At 57.8% G+C, this 24228-nt stretch carries 22 protein-coding genes and 1 tRNA gene; 13 read left to right on the forward strand and 10 right to left on the reverse strand.

Annotated elements, in window-relative coordinates:
* Positions 1-16: 16 nt before the first annotated feature.
* From ACP7AJ_RS04695 to ACP7AJ_RS04715, 5 genes are all read right to left on the reverse strand, one after another.
* Complete coding sequence (locus tag ACP7AJ_RS04695; protein WP_426059040.1) at positions 17-613, reverse strand: sigma-70 family RNA polymerase sigma factor; 597 nt, start codon at positions 611-613, stop codon at positions 17-19.
* A 516-nt stretch (positions 614-1129) separates the two neighbouring features.
* The gene (locus ACP7AJ_RS04700) at positions 1130-1609 is read right to left on the reverse strand and encodes a DUF6122 family protein (protein ID WP_426059041.1); all 480 of its coding nucleotides are present in this window, start codon (positions 1607-1609) and stop codon (positions 1130-1132) included.
* Positions 1610-2025: 416 nt separating this feature from the next.
* Positions 2026-2649, reverse strand: a complete 624-nt coding sequence (locus tag ACP7AJ_RS04705) for a helix-turn-helix domain-containing protein (protein ID WP_426059042.1) — start codon at positions 2647-2649, stop codon at positions 2026-2028.
* Between the two features lie 9 nt (positions 2650-2658).
* Positions 2659-3036 carry a cupredoxin domain-containing protein gene (locus tag ACP7AJ_RS04710; RefSeq protein ID WP_426059043.1) on the reverse strand — a complete coding sequence of 126 codons (378 nt, stop codon included), beginning with the start codon at positions 3034-3036 and terminating at the stop codon, positions 2659-2661.
* 4 nt (positions 3037-3040) lie between these two features.
* A complete protein-coding gene (locus ACP7AJ_RS04715; RefSeq protein ID WP_426059044.1) occupies positions 3041-5314 on the reverse strand; it encodes a heavy metal translocating P-type ATPase in 2274 nt (757 codons plus the stop codon).
* Between the two features lie 537 nt (positions 5315-5851).
* On the opposite strand from ACP7AJ_RS04715, the gene ACP7AJ_RS04720 reads away from it, so the two are divergent.
* Positions 5852-5929 carry a winged helix-turn-helix transcriptional regulator gene (locus ACP7AJ_RS04720; RefSeq protein ID WP_426059454.1) on the forward strand — a complete coding sequence of 26 codons (78 nt, stop codon included), beginning with the start codon at positions 5852-5854 and terminating at the stop codon, positions 5927-5929.
* A gap of 87 nt (positions 5930-6016) precedes the next feature.
* On the opposite strand, the gene ACP7AJ_RS04725 is transcribed toward ACP7AJ_RS04720, so the two are convergent.
* Positions 6017-6090, reverse strand: a tRNA-Asp gene (locus ACP7AJ_RS04725).
* A gap of 306 nt (positions 6091-6396) precedes the next feature.
* On the opposite strand from ACP7AJ_RS04725, the gene ACP7AJ_RS04730 reads away from it, so the two are divergent.
* The 5 genes from ACP7AJ_RS04730 to ACP7AJ_RS04750 all read left to right on the forward strand — a co-directional run bounded on the left by ACP7AJ_RS04730 (position 6397) and on the right by ACP7AJ_RS04750 (position 10456).
* A complete protein-coding gene (locus ACP7AJ_RS04730) occupies positions 6397-7344 on the forward strand; it encodes an acetyl-CoA carboxylase carboxyltransferase subunit alpha (RefSeq protein WP_426059045.1) in 948 nt (315 codons plus the stop codon).
* Positions 7345-7449: 105 nt separating this feature from the next.
* The gene (locus ACP7AJ_RS04735; RefSeq protein ID WP_426059046.1) at positions 7450-8298 is read left to right on the forward strand and encodes an MBL fold metallo-hydrolase; all 849 of its coding nucleotides are present in this window, start codon (positions 7450-7452) and stop codon (positions 8296-8298) included.
* Between the two features lie 117 nt (positions 8299-8415).
* The gene (locus ACP7AJ_RS04740) at positions 8416-9180 is read left to right on the forward strand and encodes a patatin-like phospholipase family protein (RefSeq protein WP_426059047.1); all 765 of its coding nucleotides are present in this window, start codon (positions 8416-8418) and stop codon (positions 9178-9180) included.
* A gap of 100 nt (positions 9181-9280) precedes the next feature.
* Positions 9281-9853: a 1-acyl-sn-glycerol-3-phosphate acyltransferase gene (locus ACP7AJ_RS04745; protein WP_426059048.1), complete on the forward strand. Its 573-nt coding sequence runs from the start codon at positions 9281-9283 to the stop codon at positions 9851-9853.
* A gap of 27 nt (positions 9854-9880) precedes the next feature.
* The gene (locus tag ACP7AJ_RS04750) at positions 9881-10456 is read left to right on the forward strand and encodes a hypothetical protein (RefSeq protein ID WP_426059049.1); all 576 of its coding nucleotides are present in this window, start codon (positions 9881-9883) and stop codon (positions 10454-10456) included.
* A gap of 49 nt (positions 10457-10505) precedes the next feature.
* Here ACP7AJ_RS04750 and ACP7AJ_RS04755 read toward each other — a convergent pair whose 3' ends face one another.
* Positions 10506-11168, reverse strand: a complete 663-nt coding sequence (locus tag ACP7AJ_RS04755) for a DUF4159 domain-containing protein (RefSeq protein ID WP_426059050.1) — start codon at positions 11166-11168, stop codon at positions 10506-10508.
* A gap of 176 nt (positions 11169-11344) precedes the next feature.
* Between ACP7AJ_RS04755 and ACP7AJ_RS04760 the strand changes: the two genes are divergently transcribed.
* The 3 genes from ACP7AJ_RS04760 (at position 11345) to ACP7AJ_RS04770 (ending at position 13764) form a co-directional block, all read left to right on the forward strand.
* Positions 11345-11935, forward strand: a complete 591-nt coding sequence (locus ACP7AJ_RS04760) for a Crp/Fnr family transcriptional regulator (protein WP_426059051.1) — start codon at positions 11345-11347, stop codon at positions 11933-11935.
* An 80-nt stretch (positions 11936-12015) separates the two neighbouring features.
* Entirely contained in the window at positions 12016-12747 is a 732-nt protein-coding gene (locus ACP7AJ_RS04765) for a hypothetical protein (protein ID WP_426059052.1), read from the forward strand.
* Between the two features lie 177 nt (positions 12748-12924).
* On the forward strand, positions 12925-13764 hold the full coding sequence (locus tag ACP7AJ_RS04770; protein WP_426059053.1) for a hypothetical protein: 840 nt from the start codon (positions 12925-12927) through the stop codon (positions 13762-13764).
* A 160-nt stretch (positions 13765-13924) separates the two neighbouring features.
* On the opposite strand, the gene ACP7AJ_RS04775 is transcribed toward ACP7AJ_RS04770, so the two are convergent.
* Positions 13925-14635: a 16S rRNA (uracil(1498)-N(3))-methyltransferase gene (locus ACP7AJ_RS04775; protein WP_426059054.1), complete on the reverse strand. Its 711-nt coding sequence runs from the start codon at positions 14633-14635 to the stop codon at positions 13925-13927.
* A gap of 152 nt (positions 14636-14787) precedes the next feature.
* On the opposite strand from ACP7AJ_RS04775, the gene ACP7AJ_RS04780 reads away from it, so the two are divergent.
* Positions 14788-15903 carry an SDR family oxidoreductase gene (locus tag ACP7AJ_RS04780; RefSeq protein WP_426059055.1) on the forward strand — a complete coding sequence of 372 codons (1116 nt, stop codon included), beginning with the start codon at positions 14788-14790 and terminating at the stop codon, positions 15901-15903.
* A 158-nt stretch (positions 15904-16061) separates the two neighbouring features.
* Here ACP7AJ_RS04780 and pckA read toward each other — a convergent pair whose 3' ends face one another.
* On the reverse strand, positions 16062-17702 hold the full coding sequence (gene pckA / locus ACP7AJ_RS04785; RefSeq protein WP_426059056.1) for a phosphoenolpyruvate carboxykinase (ATP): 1641 nt from the start codon (positions 17700-17702) through the stop codon (positions 16062-16064).
* Between the two features lie 229 nt (positions 17703-17931).
* Between pckA and ACP7AJ_RS04790 the strand changes: the two genes are divergently transcribed.
* From ACP7AJ_RS04790 to ACP7AJ_RS04800, 3 genes are all read left to right on the forward strand, one after another.
* Positions 17932-18873, forward strand: coding sequence for an AraC family transcriptional regulator (locus ACP7AJ_RS04790; protein ID WP_426059057.1), 942 nt, complete (start codon positions 17932-17934; stop codon positions 18871-18873).
* Between the two features lie 84 nt (positions 18874-18957).
* Positions 18958-20784 carry a peptide MFS transporter gene (locus ACP7AJ_RS04795; protein WP_426059058.1) on the forward strand — a complete coding sequence of 609 codons (1827 nt, stop codon included), beginning with the start codon at positions 18958-18960 and terminating at the stop codon, positions 20782-20784.
* Positions 20785-21059: 275 nt separating this feature from the next.
* Complete coding sequence (locus ACP7AJ_RS04800; protein ID WP_426059059.1) at positions 21060-22427, forward strand: TrpB-like pyridoxal phosphate-dependent enzyme; 1368 nt, start codon at positions 21060-21062, stop codon at positions 22425-22427.
* A gap of 103 nt (positions 22428-22530) precedes the next feature.
* On the opposite strand, the gene groL is transcribed toward ACP7AJ_RS04800, so the two are convergent.
* Positions 22531-24180 (reverse strand): chaperonin GroEL, encoded by a 1650-nt coding sequence (gene groL, locus ACP7AJ_RS04805; RefSeq protein ID WP_426059060.1) that lies wholly within the window; start codon positions 24178-24180, stop codon positions 22531-22533.
* Positions 24181-24228: the final 48 nt, after the last annotated feature.

Raw genomic sequence — 24228 nt, forward strand, 5'->3', positions numbered from 1 at the left:
AGGTGCGATTGTGCGGTTAAGAGGCCGAAAACCAGTGCTTTTCCAGGCACTTGCGCAGCTGTAGCTTGGACCGGTGGATGATGACCCAGTAGTTGGACGCAGTGATTCCTAGTTCCTGACAAATTTCTTCGCTGGACACCTCCTGTACGTAGCGCAGGTTGAACACGGCCTGCTGCTGGGGCGGGAGCTGGTCCTGGCAGCGTAGTAGCTGCTGGGCCAGTTCCCGCCGTTCCAGCTCGGTATCAACCGCCGCCCACTCGCGGGGCTCCTGGCCCTTTTGCCAGTGCGCGCGGCCATCGCTTTCGAAGTGCGGGCCGTGGCCGGCCTCGTCGCCGGCACCGGGCAGCGGCACGAGCGGGCTACGGGCCTGCTGGCGGTAGTAGTCGACGAGCTTGCGCCGCAGAATTACAAACAGCCAGGTTCGCTCCGAGGCTTCCTGCCGGAAAGAAGCCAGCGCGCCGAGCGCGCTCACGAAGGTTTCCTGCACCAGCTCCTCGGCTACCGTCGCCGAGGCCACCCGGTGGCGGGCAAAGCGAAACAGCTCGTCGCCGTAGCGGCTCAGCCACAGGGCCGGCTCCGGGTCAGCGGCGGAAATCGGAGAAGCAGGGGGCATGGGCAACAGCCTGAAACCAGCAAGAAGAAAAAACAAGGTTTGACCAGCACCAGCAGGCTCCTTGCCTCAAAGGTAGCAGCCGGGCTACCACTCGGTGAGTGCTTGCGCAGGCAATGGCATCCATCATTCCCTGGGGCAGGCAGCAGTAAGGAGCCGCCGCATTTCCGTGCTCCGGCTTTATCGAACCGGAGCCCTGGTCCCTGGCGCTGTTTGTTACGCTAGCTTGGATGGCTTTGCGGCAGCGGAAGCAGTTGCCAATCCCCTGCCGTGGCCGGGACCTGCCGCAGAGAGCCTGTTGAATAGTGCGCACTTATTCGCTTAACTTCTGGACTAAGCTTTAAACCAGGGCCTGCGTGGCTTACACTTAGTAAAAGCAAAGCAGCGCTTCATGGTAGCTTAGGTATTGGTGACTTTTTAGCTTGTTGATGATGTGAAGAATGCCTGTTCCCGTTTTCGTCCCGGGTCTGCTAATCCGTATTAACCGGCAGGTGCTTTCGTCTACTCTGCGGTGCTGAGTTAGTCAATTACCTCACGTCCGAGTAGCTTCCGCACCCAGTTGCGCAATCCACGAATGCGGGAGTTGGCGTAGCACTCCTGGCAGTGGCTGAAGTTCCACAAGCAATCCACCGTATCCGTTAACAGGTGAAAAAGCAGGCCCACGGCGACAATTTGCGTGGCCGGCAGCAGGAGCAGCAGCGCATACACCGGGATGGCATAAAAGGAGTGCAGCGGGTGGTACCCCACGCTGCAGCGCAGCGGGTCGAAGATGGGTTTGGCCAGCAGGTGGTCCAGGTCTATGGCCATCGTGGCCAACAGAATCAGGTAAGCGGTTTGCCACATCCCGGGAAAAAACACCAGCGCCAGCACGGCCGGGAAAACAAAGTGCAGGCCATAATGCACCAGGGTTTGGGCGCTGAAGAGCTTGGGGGATGCATACTGGCGGGGCCCGCGCGGTGCCATCAACCGGGTGGTGCTGCGCACGGTATCCCCTTCCATTGCTTTTACAGGCCTCTGGCCCGGCTCGCTCGCCAGTTCCTTACACTTACCGGGTTCACGGTCCGGCGTGCCCGCGTCCGGAAGCCGCACTTCCGCCTTTAGCCGCTGCTGCGGGATAGTGGGCTTCTCCGGGGCGGGGACGACAGTCACCGAGTCAATGCTTGGGGCCGGCTGCGGGTGGCGGTACCCGGGGACAGCTGGAAACCTAGGCACAACAGCCGATGACCGGCAGCCGGCCAAGGCCAGGCCGGCGACGATAGCTAAGATGAGGCGGAAAACAGGCAAGGAGAGCATGCTATTTCTTGTTGCCACGGGGTCGACTACGGTGCGGTTACCATCTCCAGAGAATACGCTTAGCCCAGCCCAACCCTCCGGTTTATACACCGTTGGCCTTTTTGCTTGCATAATTTCGACGGCTACAGCAACGCGTCCAGGCTGCGCCGAGCGTGGCTGGCGGGCCCAAGCCGCTGGAATTCCGAGGGCGTCAGGCCCGTCACTTGCCCAAACTGCCGCGAGAGGTGGGCCGGGCTACTGTAGCCCAGCTGCTCGGCCACCTGGGCAATGCTCAGCTCGCCGTAGCCGATGAGCTCCTTGGCGCGCTCCACCTTCTGGCGGATGATAAACTTCTCAATGGTTAGGCCTTCCTCCGCCGAAAACAGATGGGACAGATAGTGATAGTCGCGTCCCAGATGCTCGACTAGGTAGTCCGAGTATTTGAGCAGGCGCGGGCCGGGCGCGGGGTAGTGAATGAGCGTGACCAGGAGGGTTTTGATTTGCTCCACCAGCTGGGCCCGCGGGTCTTCCAGCAGGGCAAAGCCCGCCTTTTCCAGGCTGGTGCGCACGGCGCCCAGGTCCGGGTCCCGGCCGTCGGGGGTGCTCACGTCGGCCTCGCCCAGCACCACGCGCTGCACCTGCAGGCCCAGCGCGCTTAAGTCTTCCCGCACCACCCGGATGCACTGGGGGCACACCATGTTCTTTATCAGCAGCCGGTGGGTGCCGGGGGCGGGCAGCGCATAGCCAGCGCGGAGTTCGGTATTCATAAGCTTCCCTTATTTAACGACCAAGCTGCCGCGCAGCATGCCCATGCCGCAGGTAAACGTAAACGTGCCCGCCTGCTGGGGCAGCAGTTCCACCAAGGTCGTCTTAAAAGCCGGCAGGTCGCGTCGGATGCTGAAGTCAGGCATCAGCAGCTCCTCGGAGCAGGAGTTTTCCTCGTCGCGGTAGAAGCTCAGCTGCACGGGCTTGCCGCGCTCCACCTCAATTACGTCGGGCGAGTAGCCACCCTTCACGGTGATGTCCACCTCCTGCACCCCGCTGGAGGTAGAAACGGCGCTGGCCGTCTGCCGGGCCGAGAAGAAGAAGTACCAAATGACGAAGGCGCATAACGCCAGCCCCGTCAGGGTCACGATGATTTCAGTGGTATCCATAACGTTAATTCTTGATAGGAGTGAAGCCGCGCAGCCGCAGCGAGTTGGTGAGCACTGAAACCGAGCTCAGGGCCATGGCGGCCGCCGCCAGCATGGGCGAGAGCAGAATGCCGAAGAAGGGGTACAGCAACCCCGCCGCCACCGGGATGCCCAGCGTGTTGTAGATGAAGGCGAAAAACAGGTTCTGCTTGATGGTGCGGATGGTCTGGCGCGAGAGGTCGATGGCCGTCACCACCCCTTGCAAATCCGAGCGCATGAGGGTGATGCCGGCCGCCTCCATGGCCACGTCGGTGCCGCCGCCCATGGCCAGGCCGATGTCGGCCTGGGCCAGCGCGGGTGCGTCGTTGATGCCGTCGCCCACCATGGCCACGATGCGGCCCTCGGCCTGCAGCTCTTTGACCTTGCCGGCCTTGTCCTGGGGCAGCACCTCGGCAAAGTAGCGTTTGATGCCTACCTGCCCGGCCACCTGCGCAGCCGTCTGCGGGTTGTCACCGGTCATCATCACCACCTCAATGCCCATGCTCTGCAGCCGCCTGATGGCCGCGGCCGAGGTGTCGCGCACCGTGTCAGCCACCCCGATAACGCCTGCGGCGCGTCCGGCCACGGCTACGTAGAGCACCGTCTTGGCCTGCGCCAACAGCTCCTCGGCTTGGCGGCGCACGGCCGGGGCGAGGCTGATGCCGGCCTCATCTAGCAGACGGAAATTACCGATGAGTACCGCCTGCCCGTTTACGGACGCCTGCGCTCCTTTGCCTTCAATTGCTTGGAAACCCGTTGCTGGAATCACCGCCGTCTGCTGGGCATCGGCGTAGCGCACCACGGCCTCCGCCAGCGGGTGCTCGCTCTGCCGCTCCACGGCCGCTACCACCTGCAGGAGCTGCCCCGCGTCCTGCCCCTCGGCTGGCACAAAGTCCGTCACGGCCGGCTCGCCGCGGGTGATGGTGCCGGTTTTGTCCAGCAGCACGGTGTTCACCTGGTAGGCTTTTTCCAGCGCCTCGGCGTTGCGAATCAAGACGCCGTGCTCGGCGCCCTTGCCGGTGCTCACCATGATGGCCGTGGGCGTGGCCAGCCCCAACGCGCAGGGGCAGGCAATGATGAGCACGGCCACGAAGTTGACCAGCGCCAGCGGCAGGCGCGCTTCTACGGGTGCTAAATCGAACCATAGCACAAAGGTCAGAATGGCAATGACCACCACCGTGGGCACGAAAATGGCGCTGACCTTATCGGCCAGCCGCTGAATCGGCGCCCGGCTGCCCTGGGCGTCTTCTACCAGCTTCACAATCTGGGCAAGCATGGTGTCAGCCCCCACCTTGGTCACCCGGAAGCGGAAAGAGCCTGTCTTGTTGAGCGTCGCCCCGAACACCGGGTCCCCGGTTTTCTTCTCCACCGGCAAACTTTCGCCCGTGAGCATGGCCTCGTCCACGGCCGAGTGGCCTTCCTCAATAATGCCATCAGTAGCGACCTTTTCACCGGGCCGCACCACGATGACGTCATTCAACTGTACCTGCTCAATCGGCACATCTACTTCCTGCCCGCCGGGCCGCACCACCCGGGCCGTCTTGGCCTGCAAGCCCATCAGGGCTTTAATGGCCGCCGAGGTCTGCGTTTTGGCGCGCAACTCCAGCACCTTGCCCAGCAGTATCAGGGCGATGATGGTGGCGGTGGTGTCGTAGTACACCTCGGGCATGAGGCCCCGGCGCATAAACCAGCCGGGCACCACCGTGGCCGCCAAGCTGTAGAGAAAAGCCGCCCCGGTGCCCACGGCAATGAGCGTGTCCATGTTGGCCGCCCGGTGCTTGAAGCCGTTCCAGGCCGAGGTAAAGAACTCCCGCCCGCTATACAGCAGCACCGGCAGGGTAAGTACCAGCAGGCCGTAGTTCAGCCACTGCATGTTCACGTGGGCCATCAGCGCGGGCCAGAGCATCAGCATGCTCAGCGGCATAATCACAATGGCCAGTCCCGTCGCCACCCAGAAGCGGCGCTTGAGCTTTTGATACGCCAAGGCTTTCTGCTGGTCGATTTCGGCCTGCCGGTCGGCGGCACTGGTGTCGGGGGCCCGCTCGGTGACGCCGTAGCCGGCCTTGACCACGGCCTCTTTCAGCGCGGCTGGCGAGGCCTGCGTGGGCAGGTAGTCGACGGTGGCTTTCTCGGTGGCGAAGTTGACCACGGCCCGCTGCACGCCCGGCGTGCGGGTCAGCGACTTCTCCACGAAGGACGCGCAGGAGGCGCAGGTCATGCCTTCGATGTCCAGGGTTTCGGTTTTGGTGGTTGGTTCCATAAAATTCACGGGCCTATTAGCTGGTCTTAGGGTGTTTAAGCCCCGCCGCGCAGCCTTAAATCATTTCTACAAAGGAACGGGAAGTCCAGTCCGGAGTTGGTACGGAATCTCTCCTAAAACTTGCATAATTTGAAGCGCCGCCCAGGTCGTGCAAGTTGGCGTCCAGTCAGTGGGCGGCACCTTCTGCCCACGCTTTACGTAGGCGGCTGCTAGCCATTCCCCTGTAACGCTTCCCTGATTTCCCATGACTGATTCCCGCTTTACCCGCCGCGACTGGCTCAAGACGGCCGCCTTGGCTACCACCCCGGTGCTACTGGGTACCCTTCCGGTGGCGGGGAGTGCCGCCGTGCCGGCAGCCGGAAAAACGCCGGCGCTCACGGCCGCTGAAATTGCCGCTATCGAGGCGGCTATGGGTAAAAAAGGCACCTACGTAGAAGCCCAAGCCACGCACACCACGCCCTTGCCACGCAATGACTTAAAAGTGACTATCAAAGGCGAGCCGGTGCCCATTGCCTTTGGGTTTGGCGGCGGGAGGGGATGTCCAACGGGACTATTGCTCGGAGGTGCTCTATCTCGCCCAGCACAGTGACCAAGTATTTAGCTGCTCTAGCCTAAAAGCGCTTGTGCGTCTGCTACCTTTTTTGTTTGGACAATAAAAAAGGCCATTTCCGTAATGGAAATGGCCTTTTTCGCAAACGGTAGCGGTCTGGACGGGACTCGAACCCGCGACCTCCGCCGTGACAGGGCGGCATTCTAACCAACTGAACTACCAAACCGTTTGCCTTGGTGGAAAAACCGTGTGTTTTTCCGTTTTGGTGATGCAAAGGTAGGGGATAAAAACAACGGCCTGCAAGCATAGGGCCAAAGTTTTTCTGAAAATGGGTGGTTGAGAAAGGTTGTTGGTTGTTTTTCAGGCTCATTAATTTTTCTGGGTTGCCGCTGCTACGGATGTTTTACCTTTGCCATCCGACCGGCGAAGGGCATTTTCTGGCGGGAAGAGCATAGCTTCGTGCTCAGCTCCGTCGGCTAAACCTGTTTGCCTGCTATCCATCCGTCTTTCCATCCGAAATATTCTGTAGTCCATGCTCCTCGATTTTGAACAACCCATTGCCGCCCTCGAAGGCAAACTCCTCGAAATGCAAAAGCTGGCCGAGGAGAGCGACGTCGACGTGAGTGAGGCCGTTGTGGCCCTGCAAGCCAAAATCAAGGCCCTCAAAAAGGAAACGTACGCCAACCTAACCCGCTGGCAGCGCGTGCAGCTCTCCCGCCACCCCGACCGGCCGTACACGCTGGATTACATCGAAGGCATGGCCAATAAGTTTGTCGAACTGCACGGCGACCGCACCGTGGGCGACGACAAGGCCATGGTGGGCGGGTTTGGCGAGATTGAGGGCCAGAGCGTCATGTTCATCGGGCAACAAAAGGGCCACAATACTAAGCAGCGCCAGTTCCGCAACTTTGGCATGCCCAACCCCGAGGGGTACCGCAAGGCCCTGCGCTTGATGAAGCTGGCCGAGAAGTTTAATGTACCCGTCGTCACGCTCATTGACACGCCCGGCGCCTTCCCTGGCCTGGAAGCCGAAGAGCGGGGCCAGGGCGAGGCCATTGCCCGCAACCTCAAGGAAATGTTTATGCTAAAGGTGCCGGTAATCTGCGTCATCATCGGTGAGGGCGCTTCAGGCGGAGCCCTGGGCATTGCCATTGGCGACCGGGTGCTGATGCTGGAAAACACTTGGTACTCGGTTATTTCGCCGGAGTCTTGCAGCAGCATTTTGTGGCGTTCCTGGGATTACAAAGAGCAAGCCGCTGAGGCGCTGAAGCTCACGGCTATCGATATGCAGAAAGCCGGCCTAGTGGATGGCATCGTGAAGGAGCCCCTCGGCGGAGCTCATACTGCACCAGAGCTAATGATTGACACCTTGAAGAATACCCTGCTGAAAACGCTGAAGGAGCTATCTGCCATTCCAGCATCCGAGCGCATCAGCCAGCGCATTGACAAGTTCTCGGCCATGGGCGTGGTTGTGGAATAGTCTTTTATCATTTAACAATTATCACTTAATACTCACTGTGTCTGCAGTTTGTGGAATCAGATAATTGTTTTGCTCCAGTGTTAAGTGTTAAATGACAATTGTTAAATGAAAATCCACACCCTCAACACCGGTTTATTTAAACTAGATGGCGGCGCCATGTTTGGTGTAGTGCCCAAGAGCATGTGGCAGAAGCTCAACCCGCCCGATGATAACAATATGTGCACTTGGGCAATGCGTTGCCTGCTGATTGAGGACGGTAGCCGGCTGCTGCTGATTGACAATGGCATTGGTGATAAGCAGGATGAGAAGTTTCGCGGCCATTTTTACTTGCACGGCGACGACACGCTGGAAAAATCATTGCGCAAGCTGGGCTTCACGAGCGCTGACATCACGGACGTCTTCCTGACGCATCTGCACTTCGACCACTGCGGTGGCTCGGTGCTGCGCCAGCCCAACGGAACGCTGCAACTGGCCTTCCCGAATGCCACCTACTGGAGCAACGAAGCGCACTGGGACTGGGCCGTAACCCCTAACCCACGCGAGAAGGCCAGCTTTTTGAAGGAGAACATTCTGCCGATTCAGGAAAGCGGGCACTTGAAGTTTGTAGACCTGCAGGCCGGCGTGCCCGCAGCGTTGCCGCAGTTCCGCGAAATCATCATGGCCGATGGGCATACCGAGAAAATGATGGTGCCCGTGATGGAGCACAAGGGCCGCACGCTGGCTTATATGGCCGATTTGCTGCCTAGTGTGGGCCATATTCCGCTGCCTTATGTGATGGGCTACGACATGCGCCCGCTTATCACCTTAAGTGAAAAAGAGGCTGTGCTGCGCCGTGCTGCCGATGAAAACTGGGTGCTGCTGCTCGAGCACGACCCCACCAACGAAGCCTGCACCGTGCAGCACACAGAAAAGGGGGTGCGCCTGGGCGAAACCCTTCGCTTGGCTGATTTGTAAGCCTGACTGTAAATGTTGAGACTGGTTTTGCGTATCGCCCAGCAAGGCTTTTGTTGGTATTGTTGTGATGCCGGCACATAGCGTTCCCGGAAGGGCTGTTCATCAAAAACTAATACCATGGCCCAACTGGGTTTGGCTTTATCGGGGGGCGGCGCACGCGGCATAGCTCATTTGGGTGTGCTGGCCGCTCTCGACGAATTGCAGCTGCCAGTGGGGCAGTTGGCCGGGGTGAGCTCCGGAGCCATTGCCAGCGTGTTTTATGCGGCGGGCTTTCCGCCCCAGGAGATTCTAAAGCTGCTGCTGGGTACCAACCTGTTTCGGCTGACGCGGCCAGCCTTTAGCCGGTTTGGCTTGCTGCGTCTCGATGCGGTGGCAGAATTGATAGCCCGGCAGTTGGGCTCCAAAGCCAATTTTGAGGACCTGGCTCTGCCGCTCACGCTCGTCGCCACCGACCTTATGGCAGGAGAGTCGGTCTATTTTAGCACGGGACCATTGTTGCCGCCGCTGCTGGCATCCTCGGCTGTGCCCATTGTGTACCGGCCCGTAGAATTCCAGGGACGGCAACTGGTCGACGGCGGCTTGCTCAACAACTTGCCTATTGAGCCGCTATTAGGTCAGGACGACATACGGGTGGTGGGAGTGAACTGCAACCCCATCAACCCCGCCGCTCACATCCCCAATTTTCGGAGCCTGATTGAGCGGACCCTGCACTTGGCCATCAACGCCAATACCACTTCGCGCAAAGCCCAGTGCCACTTGTTGCTGGAGCCGACCGAGTTGCGCCATTACCGGCCCTTGGGCTATAAGCACGGAGCAGTGCTCTTTGACATCGGCTACCAATACACGCTTGGGCAAGCTGCTGCCCTTCAAGCCCTGCTTTAACCGCGGGGCATACAAGCTTGCCCACAACTTGCCATCTTTGTACCCTGCCGGCTTTTCTAGTGGCAGCATCGCCTGACTTTAACACCACCAGCCTATCCAAATGCCCGCCCGCAAAACCTCCGCAACCTGGTATTACATCGCCAAATTCGTCTTCTGGGTGGCCGGTTGGAAACTGGGCGAAATCCATAATCCGGAAATTAAGAAAAGCATGATGATTGCGGCCCCGCACACCAGCAACTGGGACCTCATCATGGCCCGGGCTGCCTTCTACCTGATGGACGTGGACGTGCGTTTCACCGTGAAGAAAGAGTGGACCGAACATTGGCTGCTCGGCGGCATGGTGCGGGCCGTGGGGGCCTTGCCCGTAGACCGCAGCAGGAACAACAGCCTCGTCGACGGCATGGTGAAGCTATTCGCTCAACATGAGGAGCTTGTGATTCTCATCACCCCAGAAGGCACCCGTGCCTACCAGCCGCGCTGGCGCAAGGGTTACTATTTTGCTGCCCTGGGCGCAGGTGTTCCCATTCGCCTGGGTTACCTCGACTACAAGCTTAAAGAGGCTGGTATTGGCGAAGCGGTGTACCCAACGGGTGACTACGAGGCCGACGAAGCCAGAATCAAAGCCTTCTACCGCACCAAAACCGGGCGCTTTCCCGAGAAGGGAGTGCGCTAGCCACGTGCTTGGCCTTATCTTCCTGCTATGGAAAAAGTCTTCACCCTGCTTTGGATACTCTTTGGTATCGGAGTTTTCGTGTTTCGCTTGATAATGAAGGCGCGCGAAAACACCGTGCGGGAAAGCCAGGAACGGCCCCGCCGCCCCGGCAACACTGCCCCAGAGCTTCCCACGGCTACTTTTCAGGAATTGCTGAAACAGATGCAGTCCCGGAATGCCGGGGAAACAGCTACGGAAGCCCCTGTGCCCGCCCCGCGTCCCGCCGAAGTACTGCCAAAGCCCACGGTTACACGCACGCCAGGTGGCCGCTTGATGCCCCGGGAAACTGCCCGGCCAGCGCGTTCGCAGGAACGCACCACCGTGCGCCAGGTATCGCTTGAAGCTCCGGCCACGGCCCGCCCACATACCCACTTGGGGCCGCCCGTGCGTCGTTCGGCTGCTTTGCCCCGCGCTTCGGCAGAAGCACCCGCGGTACGCAGCCGGCAGCCCACCGATGCGCCCGCCGTTTCTCCACTAAATGAAACCGTTCGCCAAATGCTCGCGCGTCCAGAAAGCGCACGCGCGGCTTTTATTCTTGGCGAAATCTTTCAGCGTAAGTACTAGCCGCGGCTGGTAACGTAAAGAAAGGTAGGTAGCTTATGAAGTACCTGTTTTAGTTTTGCGTCAAAGCGTAAGCCACTAAGTTGGCACCCATGCGCAGAGCCGCATCGTGGGCAGCCGGCGAATCTTCTGGGTAAGTGCCCACATCCTCCCAGCCGTTACCGAGGTCGCACTCGTAGCTATAGAAGCACACCAAGCGGCCTTTGTAGAGCAAGCCAAAGCCTTGGGCCCGTTTTCCTTCGTGCTCGTGCACCTTGGGCAAGCCCCTCGGAAAAGAGAACTTCTGGTGGTAGATGGGGTGGGAGAAGGGAAGTTCTACAAACTCCAACTCGGGAAACACCTTCTTCATCTCGGGGCGGATGAATTTGTCCAGCCCGTAGTTGTCGTCGATGTGCAGGAAGCCGCCGCCAATGAGGTAGCGCCGCAGGTTCTTGGCCTCCGAGGCCGTGAAGGTCACGTTGCCGTGGCCGGTCATGTGGATGAAGGGGTAGGTGAGCAACTCGGGGGCGTCGAGCTCCACGGTGGCCTCCTCGGGGGCAATGTTGGTTTTCAGAGTCTGGTTGCAGAACTGAATGAGGTTGGGCAGCGAGGTTTTATTGGCATACCAGTCACCCCCGCCACCGTAGTGCAGCTTGGCAATTTTAAAGCTGTAGTTGGGGCCGGCTGCGGTGAGAGACAGCAGCAGAAACGCCGATAAAAGGAAGTTTTTAAACATATTTCTGATTGGCAGGTCTTGCCCGCCCTTTTTACAAAGTAAGACCTGCCGCGCAAAGTTCAGGCTTGTTGCAGAGACCCAGCCCTCTGCTAGGAGTTGCAAGCGGCGATTTCTGCCTTCGTGCCCTTACTTCGCGGTGGAGTTTCAGTTCAGGAGCACCGCAAAGGCCCACTAAAATGGCGAGTGAGCAGCTAATTCAGTTCCTGCAAAGCACCGGACGCATTGCCCCGCAACAGGCCCGGGAAATCGCCAGCAGTTTTACGGGCAGACGCGTCGAAAAGAATGATTTTTTCCTGCGAGCAGGTAAAGTCAGCGACGAGTATTTTTTTATGGACACTGGTTGCATGCGAGCCTATGCCCACAACCCAGCGGGCGATGAGGTAACAACCGCCTTTTATGGCGGCGGGCAGGTGGTGTTTGAAGTTTCGTCGTTTTTCAATCGAATTCCTTCGCAGGAAAACATACAGGCCCTCACCGATTGCACGGGGTGGTTCATCACCTATCAGCAGCTAAATGGCTTGTTTCATTCGCGGGAGGAGTTCCGCGAGTTTGGCCGGTCGCTACTGGTGAAAGGCTACGCAGGGCTCAAAAGCCGAATGCTCGCCATGATTACCGAATCGGCCACGGTGCGTTATGAGCGGCTCTTGAAGGAGAGCCCGGAAATAGTGCAGCATGCGCCACTCAAAATCATTGCGTCTTATCTGGGTATCACCGATAGTTCCCTGAGCCGCATTCGGGCCGGGACAAAAAATGCTTCATCGCTGTGATTTCTTGTCATTTGGCAAGTGGCTCTTCCGGGTAGTCAAGTTCTTTTATGTAGCAAATCACCCACTTACTGCGCAACACGATGGAGAACTTACCCGCCTACGTTGGTATCACCTTCGGGCTCACTACGGGCCTGATGGTTTGGCTTTTCTACCGGGCCGCTAACAAGTCTCGGCGCCTGCTTGGCGTTCTGCTGATGTGGCTACTGGTTCAGGGAGTGGTGGGCTTGAGCGGCTTCTACACGGTGACGGATACACTGCCGCCCCGTTTCCTGCTGCTGGTCGGCCCGCCGGTACTGGCCATTGCAGCGCTTTTCTGCACAACGCGGGGGCAAGCATTTTTGGATGGGCTTCGAATCGATATTCTAACGCTGCTGCACGTCGTGCGGGTGCCGTTAGAGATGGTGCTGTATTGGCTGTTCCTACACGGAGCGGTGCCTGAGCTGATGACCTTTGAAGGCCGCAATTGGGACATCTTATCGGGCTTAAGCGCGCCGATTGTGTTTTATCTCATCTTTTCTAAAAGGCAGCTGGGGCGTAAGGCATTGCTAGCTTGGAACTTCATTTGCATGGGCTTGGCGGTGGCCATTGTGGTAAACGCGGTGTTGTCGGCGCCATCTCCATTTCAGCAATTCGCTTTCTCGCAGCCCAATGTGGCGGTTCAGTACTTCCCTTTCGTCTGGCTGCCCGCCTGTGTAGTGCCCCTGGCTTTGCTGTCCCACCTGGCCGCTATTCGGCAGCTTTTGTTGCAAAAGACTGCAGTGCCGAGTACAGTGCGGGCGGCAAATAGCCAAGTAGTATCAGCGGTTAACTAACAGCTAGCCCCAGCCGAAACAATCTTCAGCTTTGGGTACACGAAGTAGAGACGTGAAGGGGCACATCTCTACACCGGGTTATAGCATATATTTAGCTTGTAGCTGTAGTGGCGACAAAGCTACTGCTTGAGTTGAGTATGGACTCAGGCCAAAAGTTTGCTAACAATTTTCAAGACTATGAAAGGCATTAGCAAATTGGGAGCAGTAGGCTTTGTACTGTGTTTGCTCACACTAATCGGTAACGATTGGTTTGGCAAGACAATGTTCGCCAACGCACTAACCGGCAAGCTGTCTGACTTCGCAGGGCTATTCGCATTTCCGTTTGTTTTCTCGCTGCTGCTTCCACGGTACGTGAAAACCGTGCATTGGACAATAGCCTTATTGTTCCTGATGTGGAAAAGCGAAGCAGTACAACCGCTACTTGACTTGCTCAACAGTTGGGGGTTGCCGATTGGCCGCACTGTGGATTACACCGATTGTATGGCCCTTCTGAGTGTGCCGGTGTCTTATTTTGTTATTGGCAGGGCACCTTCACTACAACTCAATCATCGCCAGTTTACGGCGGTGATTTGTATATCGAGCGTGGCGTTTATGGCCACCACCATGGCCAGAATACAAACTAGGAAATATGTTGGTATTAACAAAGAATACCGATTTGCATTTTCGCAGCGTGAATTGGTTTCTCGGCTGAATTTGCTGCAAACTCAATATATTAACCGGCTTAGTGGTGACGTGGACTTCGACAGCGGAAGTAACATCTATTACTACCATCCTACGGGTGACACGCTGGCCGTGCTGCTTGATTACCGCCGCGTTCAGCCCGGCGACACCCTGCGCCTGCGCAACGCCCTAGCTGAAATCCAGGTTTCGGGAGATAGTGCCACCTCAGTATTAAAGCTGGTTTCAGTGCGCTATTTTTTTAAACCGGGTGATAAACAAAACGAAGAAGCTTACAAAACGCAGGCGGTGAAGCAGTTTGAAAGGCGCATTGTGAAAAAAATCAAGAACTCTCGTTAAAATAGCTGCTCGTGATTGCGCCTGCCTATTCCTAGTATAGACATCTGCCTGCTTATAGCTGGCACCAATAGCCTCGTATTTTAATGTCGCAAGCTGAAGGTTTACGAATGAACGATACGAAACGTAACCTTACGCCATCATCACACCTGCAAAATAATAGTTAGTTGTAAGCCTTTTCCCTGCTAATATGCACGGTAAATACTGCTGCCAACGCCGCCGTTTCTGTTCGCAGCCGGGAACCGCCCAGCGTTACGGGCCGAATGCCGCGGCTTAGCGCCAGCGCTATTTCCGCAGGCGTAAAATCACCCTCCGGCCCAATGAGCACGCAACAGCCCGCTCCAGCCGCTGCCACCTGCGCCAGCGCCGTGCGTTCGCCTTCCTCCAGGTGGGCAATAAAAGTGGTTTCGGGAGTTGCTTCTGCTACAAAAACCGCGTAATCGGTCATTTCATCCAGCTGCGGCAGCCACGCCTGGCCCGATTGCTTCATGGCGCTGATGGCAATCTTTTCCAGCCGCTCCAGTTTCAACTCACGGCGCTCGGAGCGGGCGCTGCGCAGGAAGGTGATGCGTTCCACGCCGACTTCCACGGCCTTTTCCACGAACCACTCCATGCGGTCGAGGTTCTTGGTGGGGGCTACGGCTACGTGTGTGAAGTAGGAGCGGGGCGCCACCGTTTCGTGGTGGCCAATGCGCAGCTGGCAGCGCTTGGGGTTGGCATCGGCCACTGCAGCAGCGTAGCGGCCGCCGCAGCCGTCGAGCAGCTCCACGGCATCGCCCACGCTGAGGCGCAGCACGCGGACGGCGTGCTTGCTTTCGTCTTCGGGCAAGGTGAAAGTGGGGCCGTTGAGGTCGGGAGCATAAAAGGTGTGCATGGGGCAAAGAACGGCATTGAGCCGCCATGCTGGGTTGCCGAAACTGCGGCCTGGCTCCGTAGCCAGGCATCGTTATCCATTAGCAGTTGCCACAACTCCTCTGTTGGCCGCGTCGTAACCTAAGTTCCACATCACTTCCTTTCCACACTTTCATGAAACCTACCCTCAAAAAACTGCAGGACCAAGTCATGGTCATTACCGGCGCTTCGTCGGGCATTGGCCTCGTCACCGCTCGCTTGGCTGCCAAGAAAGGCACGCGCCTGGTGCTGGCCGCTCGCACCGAAGATGCGCTGCGTCGGTTGGCCGATGAAATCAACCAAGCCGGTGGCCAGGCTATTTACGTGGTTGCCGATGTAAGCCAGCAAGACGACGTGCGCCGCATTTCGCAAGCTGCCATCGAGCGCTTTGGTGGTTTCGATACCTGGGTGAACGATGCTGGCGTATCGATTTACGGCAAAGTAGAAGAAATGCCCATCGAGGACATGCGTAAGCTATTTGACACCAACGTGTGGGGCTTGGTCTACGGCTCGCTTGAGGCTGCCAAGCACCTCCGGATGCGCGGTGGTGCCATTATCAACATCGGCAGTATCCTGTCCGAAACCACGGCCATTCACCAGACCATCTACAGCGCCAGCAAGCACGCCGTGAAAGGCTTTACCGACGGCCTGCGCATGGAACTGGAGCTAGATGAAGCGCCCATTCATGTGTCGCTGGTGAAACCGGCTGCCATTGACACGCCTTATACGCTTAACGCGAAAAACTACATGGACCACGAACTGCAGCATGCACCGCCCGCGTATGCCCCCGACCTCGTTGCCGAGACTATTCTGCATTGTGCCGAAACCGGCCATCGCGAAGTGACTGTTGGCGGTGGCGGCAAGATGATAAACGCCATGAACCACTACGCCCCCGGCCTGACCGATTTGTTCATGGAGAAAGTATTCTCTAAGCAAACCAAGTCGGACCGCCCCGCCGGACCCCGCAGCAATAACGGCCTCGACCACGGCAACGCCCGCCTGAAAGAACGCGGCAACTACCCCGGCCACACCCGCGAAACCAGCGTCTATACTTCGGCTACTATGCACCCGTTAGTGACAGCTGCGGTTATCGCCGGCGCAGGTGTAGGACTAGCTGCTTGGCTCGGACGCTCTACCACCAGCAAGGGTGGCACTGCGAAAGCCAGCAATGGCAATGACAGCAACGGAAAAGCAACAAGCGGGGCCGCAACACCCTCCATGCCTCCTAGAGGAACAAACGCCGTCGGCTAAGGCGTGGCCTAATTTGGTTTACTCCTTGGCTCCAAGAAGCAGCTATGCACTGCGTGGCAGTAGCACTAGCTCATTTTTGGGTTCAAATTATTCAAGCCTAACAAAAAAGTCCCGCCGACCACTAGGTCGGCGGGACTTTTTTGTTAGGCTTGTGCTACTTAAGCTACCGTAGCTTCAGCGGCCACTTTCGCTTTGGGCGCACCAGCTAAGATTTCCTCGCTCGCAAAGTCAGCGTACTTCTTGAAGTTTTCCACGAACTTCTCGGCGAGGTCGGAGGCCGTTTTGTCGTAAGCGGCTTTGTCGGCCCAGGTGTTGCGGGGGTCAAGGATTTCGGTGGGTACGCCGGGCACCGCGCCGGGCACTTCCACGCCAAAAATGGAGTGCTTCGTGAACTTCACCTGGTCGAGCTGGCCGTTCAGAGCTGCCGTAATCATCGCGCGGGTATAAGGCAACTTCATGCGCGAGCCTACGCCGTAGCTGCCGCCGGTCCAGCCGGTGTTGATGAGCCACACGTTGATGTCGGGGTTCTCGTCCATTTTCTGGCCCAGCATCTCAGCGTACTTGGTGGGGTGCAGGGGAAGGAACACGGCGCCGAAGCAAGCGGAGAACGTAGTCTGAGGCTCGGTTACGCCCATTTCCGTGCCGGCCACCTTGGCGGTGTAACCCGACATGAAGAGGTACATGGCGTGGCTCTTGTCGAGCTTGCTGATGGGAGGCAGCACGCCAAAGGCATCGGCAGTGAGGAAGAAGATGTTCTTTGGCGCATCGGCCACTGAGGGCTCAATGGCGTTGTCGATGAAGTTGATGGGGTAGGCGGTGCGGGTGTTTTCCGTTACCGACTTGTTGGCGTAGTCCACGGTGTGGGTGCCGGGGATGAAGCGGGTGTTCTCCACGATGGAGCCAAAGCGGATGGCGTCCCAAATCTGGGGCTCTTTCTCCTTGCTTAGGTCAATCACCTTGGCGTAGCAGCCGCCTTCAAAGTTGAAGATGCCGGCGTCGGGCGTCCAGCCATGCTCGTCGTCGCCAATGAGGCCGCGGTTAGGGTCAGCCGACAGAGTGGTTTTGCCAGTGCCCGAGAGGCCGAAGAAAATGGCGGTGTCGCCGCTTTCGCCCACGTTGGCCGAGCAGTGCATGGGCAGGGTGCTTTGCTCGTGGGGGAGCAGGTAGTTCAGCACGCCGAAGATGCCTTTCTTCATTTCGCCGGCGTAGCCCGTACCGCCAATCAGAATCATCTTCTTGGTGAAGTTGAGGATGGCGAAGTTGGGCTGGCGGGTGCCATCTACGGCCGGGTCGGCCTCAAAGCCGGGAGCGCAAATGATGCTGAAGTCGGGCAGCCAAGTGGTATCCGCGCCCTCTTCGGGGCGCAGGAACATGTTGTAGCAAAACAGGTTGTGCCAGGCCTGCTCGTTCACGATGCGCAGCTTGAGCTGGTAGTCGGGGTGGGCGCCAGCGTAAGCTTCACGCACGTACAGCTCTTTGTCGGCCAGGTACGCCACCATTTTCTGGTGCAGCTGGTCAAACTTATCGGCGTCGAAGGGAATGTTAATATCACCCCACCACACGCTGTTTTCGGTGTTGGCGTCCTTCACCACAAACCGGTCTTTGGGTGAGCGGCCGGTGAATTTGCCCGTATCAGCCATCAGCGCGCCCGTGTCGGTGAGGTGCCCTTCGCCGTTGCGCAGCGCGTGCTCAATCAGCTCGGCTGGCGTCAGGTTGAGGTGTACAGTAGCCGTTTCGTTGAAGCCAAGTGGCTGCAAACGATTGTGGTGCGTGGTAGCAAGGGTGGAGGCTTCTTGCATGGTGAGAAAAGTGTTGGGTGGGAGTTTTCGTGTGTGAGGGCACAAAGGTAGAATTATTCAGTCTGTGAGGAGTGAAACAATTCGTTCCTTTAACGGGACAAATTAAACCTTGTCTAATTGATTCGTTATTTTTGAGCAGCAAAGACGGCGCTATGCCCCTGAAAAGGCAGTAAAAATTTAACAACCGGCTTCGCTTAGGTTTCCTTTGTCCCTACTTTAGTCCAAGACTATGCCTACCGACATCGCCCGTTTCAATGGCATATACGGCGACAGCAAAGCGCAGATTTCGCACGACTATTTGCAGAGTCAGCTCATTGTGCCCCGGCAGCGCCTCACCAACTGGGGGTTGAAGCCGCACCTGCATGAAAATCTGTTTCAGCTCTTCTTTCTCGAAGCCGGCCAGGCCTCATTTGAAGCGGCCGAGCCCATTGACTTGAAGACCCCGTGCCTCGTCATCATCCCGGCCAACACCGTGCACGGCTTCACCTTCAGCCCCCAGGTGAAGGGCCGCACGCTCACCCTGGCCGAGGCCCTGCTCGATACCATTCTGCAAGCCACACCCGGCGTGCTGGTCGAGCTTAACTCCGTGCACATCCTGTCCGATTTTAATTCCGAGGTGCGGTTTGCCGATTTGCTCGCGCTCGAGCAGCAGATTCATGAGGAAATCTACTCCGAGCTGCCCGGCAAGCAGCTCGCATTGAATGGCTACTTCAAGCTGCTCTTCGTGAAGATATTTCGGCTGCTGCAACACAACCGCCGCAAAGAAGAGAGCCCCAACCGCGCGCTCCATTACTTCCGCGAGTTTCAGAAAGCTATTGAACGCACAGCGCCTTTTGAGAAAAAAATATCACAATTCGCTCAGGAACTGCGAATCACGCAGGTGCACTTAAACCGTATTTGCCAGGCTGTGAAAGGCAAAACGGCGCAGCAGATTGTGCAGGCCCACACCATCCGCAAAGCCCACAACTACCTGCTGTACACCTCGCTCTCGGTAGCCGAAATTGCTTACGAGCTGCAGTTCGTCGACCCGGGCTACTTCACCCGGTTTTTCCGGAAGCAAACCGGGCTTTCGCCCGGCGCTTACCGCGCCAAGGCTTACCGCAACGATGCCCCGCTCAAGTCGTCCAAGCCCGGCCTGCCCGACTGGAAAAGCTTACCCCAAACTTCATAATGCCGAAACTTTCCTAGATTTACCGTCCCCGCATTGCGCTGGGGGCCATCCTTCTTTTCATTTCCCCACACTTAACCTTCCCTAATGCAACCAGCCTCTGCTCTACGCGAGCAACCGCTAAAATCGGAATCCACGAGCCACCCCCGCGGCTTGTACGTCCTGTTCGCCACCGAAATGTGGGAGCGGTTCAGCTACTACGGCATGCGGGCTCTGCTGTCGCTGTACATGCTCAAGGCCCTCCTGATGAACAAGGAGATGTCGTCGCTCATCTACGGCAACTACACCTCGCTCGTGTACCTGACCCCCTTGCTGGGCGGCTACATGGCCGACCGCTACTGGGGCAACCGCCGCTCTATTCTGGTAGGTGGCTTGCTGATGGCCGTGGGCCAGTTCAGCCTGTTTGCTTCCGCTTCCATGTACTCGGCTGGCCAAACCGCCGTGCCGCAAGCCCAGCTGCTATTCTTTTTCCTGGGCTTGGGTTGCTTGATTTTTGGCAATGGCTTCTTCAAACCGAATATCTCTTCCATGGTGGGCTCGCTTTACCCTAAAGGCGATTCCCGCGTTGATGCGGCCTACACCATTTTCTACATGGGCATTAACCTGGGCGCGTTTTTCTCGCCGCTGGTGTGCGGCACCCTCGGCGACACCGGCAACCCGGCCGATTTTAAGTGGGGCTTCCTGGCTGCCGGCATCGGCATGCTCATCGGCAGCCTCACCTTTGAGCTGCTGAAAAACAAGTACGTGGTAACCGCCGAAGGTGCTCCCCTCGGCGCCCGTCCCGAGCGGAACACCCCCGAGCAACTGGTAGCCAACAACGAAGTAGTGCCGGTGCAAACCGATGCTCCGGTTCGCGCCGAAACCATTGCTCAACCCGTTCCCAAGAGCTATGCCAACAAAGTGCCCATGCTACTGGGCCTGTTTATGATTGTGTACGCCGCCATTGCCTGGCTTATGAACCACGACTGGATTGGCGCACTGGTGTTCTCCGCCATGATTGTGGCTCCGATAACCATCCTCACCGATACTTCCCTGACTTCCCGCGAAAAGCAGAAAATCTACGTCATTTTCATCCTCAGCTTCTTCGTAATCTTCTTCTGGGGCACATTTGAGCAGGCCGGCGCTTCGCTCACCTTCTTCGCTGATGAGCAGACTGAGCGGCAGGTCGGAAATTTTCCTGGTTGGCTCACAAGTATTGTTACTACGGTACATGACTGGTTTTATAAGCCCAATCCCAACCTGGCAATGCCAGCTTCCTATTTCCAGTCCGCCAATGCTTTGTTCATTATCGTCTTTGCGCCCATTTTCGCTGTGCTATGGACCTGGATGGGCAAGCGTGGTATTGAGCCTTCTTCCCCACTGAAAATGTCTTTCAGCCTCATGCTTATGGCGTTAGGTTACCTAATCATTGCCTTCGGCGTGAAGGGCGTTGACGCTTCCACTAAAGTGAGCATGTTCTGGCTCCTCACTATGTACCTCATGCACACGTTCGCTGAACTGTGTTTGTCGCCCATCGGCCTGGCGCTGGTGAATAAGCTGGCCCCGGCCCGCTTCGCCTCGCTGCTAATGGCCGTGTGGTTCCTGGCCACCGCCGCCGGCAACAAGCTGGCCGGCGTGCTGTCGGGCCTGTATCCTCCCGGCCCCGGCGAATTTGCCAAAGCAGCTAAAGAAGGCATCAACCTGCCCGCCATCCTCAACGGCACCACGCAGGCCACTGCCGATGTAACGGCCAAGCTGGCTTCGCTGGAGCTGACTTCAAACTGGCCTTCATTCCTGGGCTTTCAAATCACCAGCCTCTACGACTTCTTCATGATTTTCGTGGGGATGTCGGCTGTCGCTTCGGTTATCTTGTTCGTTATCTACAAGCGCCTCTTCACCATGATGGAGGAGCCAGCAACAGCACCGGCAGTTTAGCGGTATGAATGCCTGATTCTTAATCGAGCTTACTGAAAGCCCCCTGATAATTCAGGGGGCTTTTTTATGCGCACTGTTTTGAATAAGCCGCGCTGGTATGCAGCCGTTTGCGGCGACTGAGTTGAATGGAAAGTGGGGATTGACAAGAATATTACTTGTTCCGGGCTCCGGGGTGGGCAGTAGTACCAAGGCAAAAGGCCGCCTGCATGATGCCGCTTTGAGTCCGGCTTATTAGCTTGCCTTTCTGCATTACCACCTTACTTCATTGCTCCGCCATGAATAATAAGAAAATCCTGCTACCCGAATCTGAAATGCCACGGCAGTGGTACAACATCGTGGCCGACATGCCCACCAAGCCGTTGCCACCGCTCCACCCCGGTACCCACGAGCCCATTGGGCCGGAAATGCTGGCCCCCCTGTTTCCGCCCGCACTGATAGAGCAGGAAATGACACAGGACCGCTACGTCGACATTCCTGACGAGGTGCGCGATATCTACCGCATCTGGCGTCCCACGCCGATGTTCCGTGCCTATGGCCTGGAGCGGCTGCTCGATACGCCGGCCAAAATCTACTATAAATACGAGGGCGTGAGCCCGGCTGGCTCGCACAAGCCCAACACCGCCGTGCCCCAGGCCTATTATAACAAGCAGGCGGGCGTCACGAAAATCACCACCGAAACCGGTGCCGGGCAGTGGGGCTCGGCCCTGAGCTTTGCCTGTCAGCATTTTGGCATGGAATGCGAAGTATACATGGTGCGGGCCTCCTACACGGGCAAGCCCTACCGCAAAGTCCTGATGAACACCTGGGGCGCTACGGTGTATCCGTCGCCTTCGGACCGTACGGTGGCCGGGCGCGGCATCCTGGCGCAGCATCCCGACTCGCCTGGCTCCTTGGGGATTGCCATTTCGGAAGCCGTAGAAATGGCCCTGCACGACGAGAATACCAAGTATGCCCTCGGTTCGGTGCTCAACCACGTGCTGCTGCACCAGACCATCATCGGGCTTGAGTGTGAAAAGCAACTGGAAATGGCGGGTGACTTTCCCGACATTGTGGTGGCTCCCTTCGGCGGTGGCTCTAACTTCGCCGGCATTGGCTTTCCTTTCCTGCGCCACAACCTCAAAGAAGGCAAGAAAATCCGCTGCATCGCAGCCGAGCCCACTTCCTGCCCCAAGCTTACGCGTGGGGTGTTCCGCTACGACCTGGGCGATACAGTGGGCATGACCCCGTTGCTGCCCATGTACACCCTGGGTCACGACTTCATTCCGGCCCCCATTCACGCCGGGGGACTGCGCTACCACGGCGCGGGGGCCATCGTGAGCCAGCTCCTGCATGATGGCCTGATTGAAGCCCAGGCCCACGACCAACTCAGCTGCTTTGCAGCCGGCATTCAGTTTGCCCGGTCCGAGGGAATTATTCCGGCGCCGGAGGCCAACCACGCCATTGCTACTGTCATCCAGGAGGCTTTGCGCTGCAAAGAAGCCGGCCGCTCCGAAACCATTCTCTTCAACCTCTGCGGCCACGGCCACTTTGATATGGGTGCTTACGAGCAGTACCTGGCGGGCAACCTGGTAGAACATGAAGTGACACAAGCGGAAATCAACGCCTCCCTGGCCACACTTACCACACCGCTTATTCCAGCCTGATGCAAGCGGTATTATACCATAATCCTTAAACACAAAAAAGCCCCGCTGGCATTGCCAGCGGGGCTTTTCATTGCTAACAGCGAAGGGCTGTAAGCGGCTTGACTTACATCATGCCGCCCATGCCACCCATGCCGCCCATACCACCATCGCCGCCATGGCCATGGCCGTTGTCTTTAGGCTCGGGCTCGTCCGAAATAACGGCTTCGGTCGTCAGCAGCAAGCCGGCGATGGAAGCAGCGTTTTCGAGGGCGAGACGCGTTACTTTAGTTGGGTCGATGATACCAGCGGCCACCAGGTTTTCGTAGCGGTCTTCGCGGGCGTTGTAACCGTAGTCACCGCTGCCTTCGCGCACCTTCTGCACTACTACCGAGCCTTCGCCACCGGCGTTCTGCACGATGCAGCGCAGGGGCGACTCGAGGGCCGTACGGATGATGTTCACGCCGGTGCGCTCGTCAGCGTTGTGGGTGTCCACAGCGGCCAACGACTCAATGGCGCGCACCAGGGCAACACCACCGCCGGGTACCACGCCTTCCTCAACGGCGGCGCGGGTAGCGTGCAGGGCATCGTCAACCCGGTCTTTCTTCTCTTTCATTTCCACCTCGGTGCTAGCACCGATGTAGAGAATAGCCACACCACCGCTCAACTTTGCGAGGCGCTCCTGCAGTTTCTCCTTGTCGTAGTCCGACGTGGTGGTTTCCATCTGAGCCTTAATCTGCGAGATACGGCTCTGGATGTTCTCCTTCTCGCCCTTGCCGTTGACGATGGTGGTGTTGTCCTTGTCGATAATAATTTTTTCAGCCGTGCCCAGGTACTCCAGGGTAGCGTTTTCGAGCTTGTAGCCCTGCTCTTCGCTGATAACGGTACCGCCCGTGAGGGTAGCAATGTCTTCCAGCATGGCCTTGCGGCGGTCGCCGAAGCCAGGAGCCTTCACAGCAGCAATTTTCAGCGAGCCGCGCAGCTTGTTCACTACCAGGGTAGCGAGGGCTTCGCCGTCCACATCTTCCGAGATGATGACGAGGGGCTTGCCGGTCTGGAGCACTTGCTCGAGCACGGGCAACAGCTCCTTCATGGTGCTCACCTTCTTGTCGTAGATGAGAACGTAAGGCGAGTCGAACTCAACCTCCATTTTCTCGGGGTTGGTCACGAAGTAAGGGGAGAGGTAACCGCGGTCAAACTGCATGCCTTCCACCGTTTTAACTTCGGTTTCGGTGCCACGCGCTTCTTCTACCGTGATAACGCCTTCTTTGCCCACTTTCTCCATGGCATCGGCAATCATCTTACCAATTTCGGCGTCGTTGTTGGCCGAGATGGTACCTACCTGAGCAATTTCAGCCGAGTTTTCAATCTTCTTCGACTGAGCCTTGAGGTTGGCAACAACGGCGATAACCGCCTTGTCGATGCCGCGCTTCAGGTCCATCGGGTTGGCACCGGCGGCCACGTTCTTCGAGCCAGCAGTGTAGATGGCCTGGGCCAATACCGTAGCAGTCGTGGTGCCGTCGCCAGCCTGGTCGGCCGTCTTGGATGCAACTTCTTTCACGAGCTGGGCACCCATGTTCTCGATGGGGTCGCGCAGCTCAATTTCTTTGGCTACGGTCACGCCGTCCTTGGTGATGGAGGGCGCGCCAAATTTCTTGTCGATGATGACGTTGCGGCCTTTCGGACCGAGCGTCACTTTTACGGCGTTGGCCAGTTTGTTCACACCGGCTTGCAAGCGGGCGCGGCCTTCGGTATCGAATTGGATGTTCTTAGCCATTTCTGGGTGATGTAGTTATTAAGTAATGTGGTGTTTTGAAATTTTCGC

Origin of the sequence: Hymenobacter sp. B1770, assembly GCF_049896385.1 — a bacterium.
In the GTDB taxonomy this organism is placed as follows: domain Bacteria; phylum Bacteroidota; class Bacteroidia; order Cytophagales; family Hymenobacteraceae; genus Hymenobacter.

Bases quoted from the DNA above. Each gene is read 5' to 3' on its own strand.
- ACP7AJ_RS04795 (WP_426059058.1), top strand. From the start codon at position 18,958: ATGCAACCAGCCTCTGCTCTACGCGAGCAACCGCTAAAATCGGAATCC.
- ACP7AJ_RS04760 (WP_426059051.1), top strand. From the start codon at position 11,345: ATGGCGAGTGAGCAGCTAATTCAGTTCCTGCAAAGCACCGGACGCATT.
- ACP7AJ_RS04715 (WP_426059044.1), bottom strand. From the start codon at position 5,314: ATGGAACCAACCACCAAAACCGAAACCCTGGACATCGAAGGCATGACC.
- ACP7AJ_RS04790 (WP_426059057.1), top strand. From the start codon at position 17,932: ATGCCTACCGACATCGCCCGTTTCAATGGCATATACGGCGACAGCAAA.
- ACP7AJ_RS04700 (WP_426059041.1), bottom strand. From the start codon at position 1,609: ATGGAAGGGGATACCGTGCGCAGCACCACCCGGTTGATGGCACCGCGC.
- ACP7AJ_RS04750 (WP_426059049.1), top strand. From the start codon at position 9,881: ATGGAAAAAGTCTTCACCCTGCTTTGGATACTCTTTGGTATCGGAGTT.
- groL (WP_426059060.1), bottom strand. From the start codon at position 24,180: ATGGCTAAGAACATCCAATTCGATACCGAAGGCCGCGCCCGCTTGCAA.
- ACP7AJ_RS04770 (WP_426059053.1), top strand. From the start codon at position 12,925: ATGAAAGGCATTAGCAAATTGGGAGCAGTAGGCTTTGTACTGTGTTTG.
- ACP7AJ_RS04695 (WP_426059040.1), bottom strand. From the start codon at position 613: ATGCCCCCTGCTTCTCCGATTTCCGCCGCTGACCCGGAGCCGGCCCTG.
- ACP7AJ_RS04735 (WP_426059046.1), top strand. From the start codon at position 7,450: ATGAAAATCCACACCCTCAACACCGGTTTATTTAAACTAGATGGCGGC.
- pckA (WP_426059056.1), bottom strand. From the start codon at position 17,702: ATGCAAGAAGCCTCCACCCTTGCTACCACGCACCACAATCGTTTGCAG.
- ACP7AJ_RS04710 (WP_426059043.1), bottom strand. From the start codon at position 3,036: ATGGATACCACTGAAATCATCGTGACCCTGACGGGGCTGGCGTTATGC.
- ACP7AJ_RS04720 (WP_426059454.1), top strand. From the start codon at position 5,852: ATGTCCAACGGGACTATTGCTCGGAGGTGCTCTATCTCGCCCAGCACA.
- ACP7AJ_RS04775 (WP_426059054.1), bottom strand. From the start codon at position 14,635: ATGCACACCTTTTATGCTCCCGACCTCAACGGCCCCACTTTCACCTTG.
- ACP7AJ_RS04730 (WP_426059045.1), top strand. From the start codon at position 6,397: ATGCTCCTCGATTTTGAACAACCCATTGCCGCCCTCGAAGGCAAACTC.
- ACP7AJ_RS04705 (WP_426059042.1), bottom strand. From the start codon at position 2,649: ATGAATACCGAACTCCGCGCTGGCTATGCGCTGCCCGCCCCCGGCACC.
- ACP7AJ_RS04755 (WP_426059050.1), bottom strand. From the start codon at position 11,168: ATGTTTAAAAACTTCCTTTTATCGGCGTTTCTGCTGCTGTCTCTCACC.
- ACP7AJ_RS04745 (WP_426059048.1), top strand. From the start codon at position 9,281: ATGCCCGCCCGCAAAACCTCCGCAACCTGGTATTACATCGCCAAATTC.
- ACP7AJ_RS04740 (WP_426059047.1), top strand. From the start codon at position 8,416: ATGGCCCAACTGGGTTTGGCTTTATCGGGGGGCGGCGCACGCGGCATA.
- ACP7AJ_RS04780 (WP_426059055.1), top strand. From the start codon at position 14,788: ATGAAACCTACCCTCAAAAAACTGCAGGACCAAGTCATGGTCATTACC.
- ACP7AJ_RS04800 (WP_426059059.1), top strand. From the start codon at position 21,060: ATGAATAATAAGAAAATCCTGCTACCCGAATCTGAAATGCCACGGCAG.
- ACP7AJ_RS04765 (WP_426059052.1), top strand. From the start codon at position 12,016: ATGGAGAACTTACCCGCCTACGTTGGTATCACCTTCGGGCTCACTACG.